Origin of the sequence: Streptomyces sp. ActVer (assembly GCF_027270795.1) — a bacterium.
Lineage (GTDB): Bacteria > Actinomycetota > Actinomycetes > Streptomycetales > Streptomycetaceae > Streptomyces > Streptomyces umbrinus_A.
Window position 1 is genome coordinate 1 of the sequence record NZ_JAPWHT010000638.1, and the last position, 4,481, is coordinate 4,481.

At 71.4% G+C, this 4,481-nt stretch carries 5 protein-coding genes; 3 read left to right on the forward strand and 2 right to left on the reverse strand.

The features are described 5' to 3' along the window. Together O3Q52_RS49450 and O3Q52_RS49455 are read right to left on the reverse strand one after the other, a co-directional pair. The coding region (locus tag O3Q52_RS49450) for a hypothetical protein (protein ID WP_269654983.1) at window positions 1-1,302 on the reverse strand (1,302 nt) is incomplete at its 3' end. Between the two features lie 37 nt (window positions 1,303-1,339). After that, window positions 1,340-1,534: a hypothetical protein gene (locus O3Q52_RS49455; RefSeq protein WP_055611072.1), complete on the reverse strand. Its 195-nt coding sequence runs from the start codon at window positions 1,532-1,534 to the stop codon at window positions 1,340-1,342. Between the two features lie 316 nt (window positions 1,535-1,850). Here O3Q52_RS49455 and O3Q52_RS49460 point away from each other — a divergent pair, with 316 nt between their 5' ends. The 3 genes from O3Q52_RS49460 to O3Q52_RS49470 form a co-directional block, all read left to right on the forward strand. Further along, window positions 1,851-2,243 carry an ankyrin repeat domain-containing protein gene (locus O3Q52_RS49460; RefSeq protein WP_269654984.1) on the forward strand — a complete coding sequence of 131 codons (393 nt, stop codon included), beginning with the start codon at window positions 1,851-1,853 and terminating at the stop codon, window positions 2,241-2,243. A 301-nt stretch (window positions 2,244-2,544) separates the two neighbouring features. Continuing rightward, entirely contained in the window at window positions 2,545-3,963 is a 1,419-nt protein-coding gene (locus tag O3Q52_RS49465; protein ID WP_269654985.1) for a HEAT repeat domain-containing protein, read from the forward strand. A 210-nt stretch (window positions 3,964-4,173) separates the two neighbouring features. Continuing rightward, window positions 4,174-4,481 (forward strand): glycosyltransferase (locus tag O3Q52_RS49470; RefSeq protein ID WP_269654986.1); only part of this gene is annotated, 308 nt, incomplete at its 3' end.

Consider the following 4,481-nt stretch of genomic DNA (forward strand, 5'->3'; position numbering starts at 1 on the left):
GGGGCCGAGCACGACACGCGCGCGCGTGTGTCCGCGTACCGCCTCGCTGAGTGACTCCAGGGCGTCGAACTGCTCGGCCACCACCACCGTCACACCGGCCGCGCGGCCGTGGCGCAGCGGCACTTGGAGGAGGGACTGGGGATCCTTGCGGCCGTCGGCCGCCGCGAGATGGCCGAGGACGGTCGGGCGGTCGAGGAGGAGCCAGAGGGGACGCCTGGTGTCCTCCGGCGGGGTGTGGCCCGCCTGCCGGGCGCGGTTCGCGGCGATGAGACGGCGCTCCGTCTCGTGCGCCGCCCACTCCAGGCTCGCCAGCGCGCCCGCCAGGCCGCACTCGATGCCCAGGACGCCGTCGCGGCCGGTCAGACACGCGAACTCGCCGCTGCCGCCGCCCTCGACGATCAGTACGTCGCCGTGCTGGAGGGCCTGCAGCGCCATCGAGCGCAGAAGAGTGGTCGTGCCGCTGCCGGGCCCGCCGACCGCGAGGAGGTGCGGCTCGGTCGAGCGTGCACCGGTGCGCCAGACGACAGGTGGGGCGTCCCGCCGCTCCTCGCCGAAGGTGAGCGGAAGCGTGCGCTGGACCCCGGCCGGGTCGGTGAAGCCGAGGACGGTCTCGCCCGGAGCCGTGACGAAGCGCTGGGCGGCGACATCGGTGGGAAGCGGCGGCAGCACCGTGACCGAGAGCTGGTTGCCCTCCTCGTCCCACGCGAAGCGGTACTCGCGCCCGCGCCCCGACTTGGTGTGCAGCAACTGCTCGATACGGGCACGCGCGTCCGCCTCCCCGTCGGTGAAGTACGCGGGGTAGTGGAGCGAGAGGTATGAGACACGGCCGGTGTCGTCGAACTCGTACGAGGTGAAGGCCTTGTCCCACTCGCCGCCGTGGGCGTAGAGCGGGGCCGGGTCCTCGGGAACCGAGAAGTAGGGGACGAGTGCTTCGTAGAGCGACTCGAGGCGCTTGGCCTGCGCCTCGTCGGGTCCGATCGGCCCGGGCGGGGTGCGGTCCCGGCCGTGCCACGCCGACGCACCCATCAGGGTGACGATGGCGAGCAGCGGCCCGTACGGGACGAGGGCCACGACCAGTACGACCGAAGCCACCAGGAACAGCAGTGGACCGCGCCGGTCCTTTGGGGTGTCCGCCCACTTGCGCCGTCCGGCGGCTGCCAGCCGGCGCAGTCCACGGGTGACCGTGATCAGTGGGTGAAGGACGTCGGTGGCGCTGTCGGCGGCCGTCCGGGCCAGGTCCCGGCTGCGGGCGATCTGCGCGCTGCCGGTACTCAGAATGCGGGGAAGAGGGCGCCGGGCCACTGCTGTCTCCTGGAGGTGCGTGCGAACGGGATGGGCGTCAGAACTTGATCCCGCCGAGCAGCCCGGCAAGGCTCGCGCCGCCTGCCGTGATGCTCGGAGCGATGGCCGTGCCCGCGAGGTAGAACCCGAAGAGGGCGCAGACCAGCGCGTGCGAGGCCTTGAGTCCGTCCTTGCGGAAGAAGAGGAAGACGATGATGCCGAGCAGCACCACACCTGAGATGGACAGGATCATGAGAGTTCTCCTGGTCGATGGGGACAGTCACCATGAGTACTTCCAGGCTCACAGGATGTATCCATACGATAAAAGGTGCAACAGAGTGAAATTACGCTTATTTCACCCCGATGGCCCTGCCTGGCAGGGCCTCCAGGGCGGCCACTCGACGGTTTGCCGGATTCGTGGTGATCTTTGCCTCGGCCGGGCCCGGTCATGTGCCCGCGGAGCCAGTACGCTGGCGATTCACTCGTACGGCCGCACCGCTGACGGCCGCACGTTCCCGCAGTCCCGTTCGTTGTCGCATGTGTTGTCGCAGTGAGAGGCGGTCCCGCCGATGAGTGAAGCCCCCGACCCCGAGGTCGTGGAGCTGGCGACCAAAATCTTCGATCTGGCCCGGCAGGGGCAGACCGAGGCGCTGGTGGCGTATGTGGACGCGGGCGTTCCGGCCAACCTCACCAACGACCGCGGCGACTCGCTCGTGATGCTCGCGGCCTACCACGGCCACGCCGACGCCGTCCGCGCCCTCCTGGAGCGCGGCGCCGAGGCCGACCGCATCAACGACCGAGGGCAGACTCCGCTCGCCGGAGCCGTCTTCAAGGGCGAGGACGCCGTGATCCGGGTCCTCCTCGACGCGGGTGCCGACCCCTCCGCGGGCACGCCCTCCGCCGTCGACACGGCTCGGATGTTCGGCAAGGCCGAATTGCTCGAACTGTTCGGCGTGCACTGAACAAAACGCCTTGACCAGGCGAAACAACAATTTTGGGGGAGGCGGTACGGGGCCGCCGGAAATGCGGTCGCGGCAGCGAGAACCGCTGGGTCATCATGACGTCGTGATTCACGTACGCGATGGCTGGGCAGGTGTTGCCGCACCGCGCGGACCGTGATGCGGCCCGCACGGGCCACCGACGAGAGGCAGAGGAAGATGGTCTACAGCAAGCAGGAAACGGCGGGCGCCCCGACGTGTTGTCACGCGGCCAGGTAAAGCAGGATCCCCGGTTGCGTCGACGCTTGATGTGAGGCTGTTTCCCATGTTCGATCCGGTCATAGCGCCCAGCGGTACGCTGCTCGGCCTGCTCCAGAGGGGCCGCGGCGACGGCACGCTGCACGCGCTCACCGCCCCGCGCGCCGAAGCGCTCGCGGCACTGAACCACTGTGTGCTGCGCGACCCCCGCCACGACTGGCAGGTGGAGAACCGCTCCCTCTACTACGCCCGTCTCTTCCTCGACCTGAGCGGCGAGCTCGACGAGATCGAGGCACACCTCTTCGACGCGGACGACGTCCTCGACACGGAGGAGTCACGCACGGGCCTCGCGCTGGCCGTCCTCGGCCACCTCGCCTCGTACGGCAGGCGGGACGCGCTCGAACTGCTCAGGCGGTACGCCGCCTGCGGCGCCAACTGGGCCTGGGCCCTCGACGAACTTGCGCTGCGCGACGACGACGCCGGACTGCGCGCCCTCGCGGCCCCCGTCCTCGCCCGGTTCCCCGCCGACCCCGAGGGCGAGGCCGAACTGGCGGTCGTCGTACGGGACTCCTTCGAACCCCGGCCCTGGCGCCTGTGGGCCGACGATCCCCGCGAAACCATCGGCACGCGCGTGCGTGCCGCGCAGGAAGCCGGCTCATTCGACCGATGGCAACGCCAGATGCGACCGTCCGGGCCCCGCCCGGGGTGGAGCGTGCGGGCCGTCTTCGAGTGGGCCCAGCAAGGCATCGAACGCGGAGCGGCCCTCCATGTGCCGGCCGCGCGATGTCTCACGGCCGTCGCCGGACCCGAGGACCGCCCCGAGATCATCGAGGCCGCCCGCACCGGAGACGACGGCGCGCGCTGCACTGCCCTGCGCTATCTCGCCGACAGCCAGGATTCCGACGTACTCGATCTCATCGAGGCCGCCCAGGCCTCCGCCTCACGGCTCGTCGTGGAGGCCGCCGTGGACGCCTTCGAACGGATGCGGTCCATCGCCGCCGTGGAGCGGGCGCGCGGCTGGGTCCACCGGCCCGACGCCCTCGGAGAGGCCGCCGGGCGCGTCCTCGCCTGCCGGGGCGGCGCACCGGACAGGGAACTCGTCCTCGGCGCCCTGCGCGAGGCCGTCCGGGGCGACGGGCCCGATGCCCCGACCCTGTGGACCCTCGTCGACGGCGCCGGACGGCTGGGCATCGCCAACGCGGCCCCCGTGCTGCGACATGTCTACCGGGAGACGGCCTCGTCCCATCTGCGCGGGCGCGCGGCCCGTGCGCTGGCCGCCACCGATCCCTCGTTCCCCGCCGGATTCGCCGTCGAGTGCCTCTGGGACTGCGAGGAGACCACCCGCGAGGTGGCCGCGCGGCACGCCGAGACCGGTGACGCCCGAGTGGTCGACCAGCTCCGGCGGCTCGCCGCCGATCCGGCCGAGGAGGCCGAGGTACAGACCGCGGTACGCAGCCGCATCGGACCGGACGCGTCCGCCGTGTGAGGCACCCGAGCGGGACAGCGTGAGACCGGCGTGTGAGACCGGCGTGTGAGCGTTCCGTCGTCGGCCCGTATCCCGCTGGTACGAGCCCGGACGCCGGAGCGTGACCGGTTTGTGATGCTGGGGCATGCGGAGCGCAACGCTCACGGGACGTTCCTCATCCGGAAAGATCCACGTTGACGCGTCCACGTCCGGCCCGACGACAACACGGGTATGCGTGTCGTCATCGTGACCGAATCCTTTCCCCCTGATGTGAACGGCGTGGCCCACTGCGCGCTCCAGACCGCCCGGCACCTCGTCGAGCGCGGTCACGCCCCCATCGTCGTCGCCCCGGCCACCGCGGCCGGGAACGGGCCCGACGCCCTCGCGCCGTGCCCCGTCGTCCGAGTCCCCTCCCTACCGCTCCCCGGCTACCCCCAGGTCCGCGTCGCCCTCCCCAGCCGGCGCGTCGCCGCCGCGATCACCGAACACCGCGCCGACATCGTCCACCTGGCCAGCCCCTTCGTCCTCGGCGTCCGTGG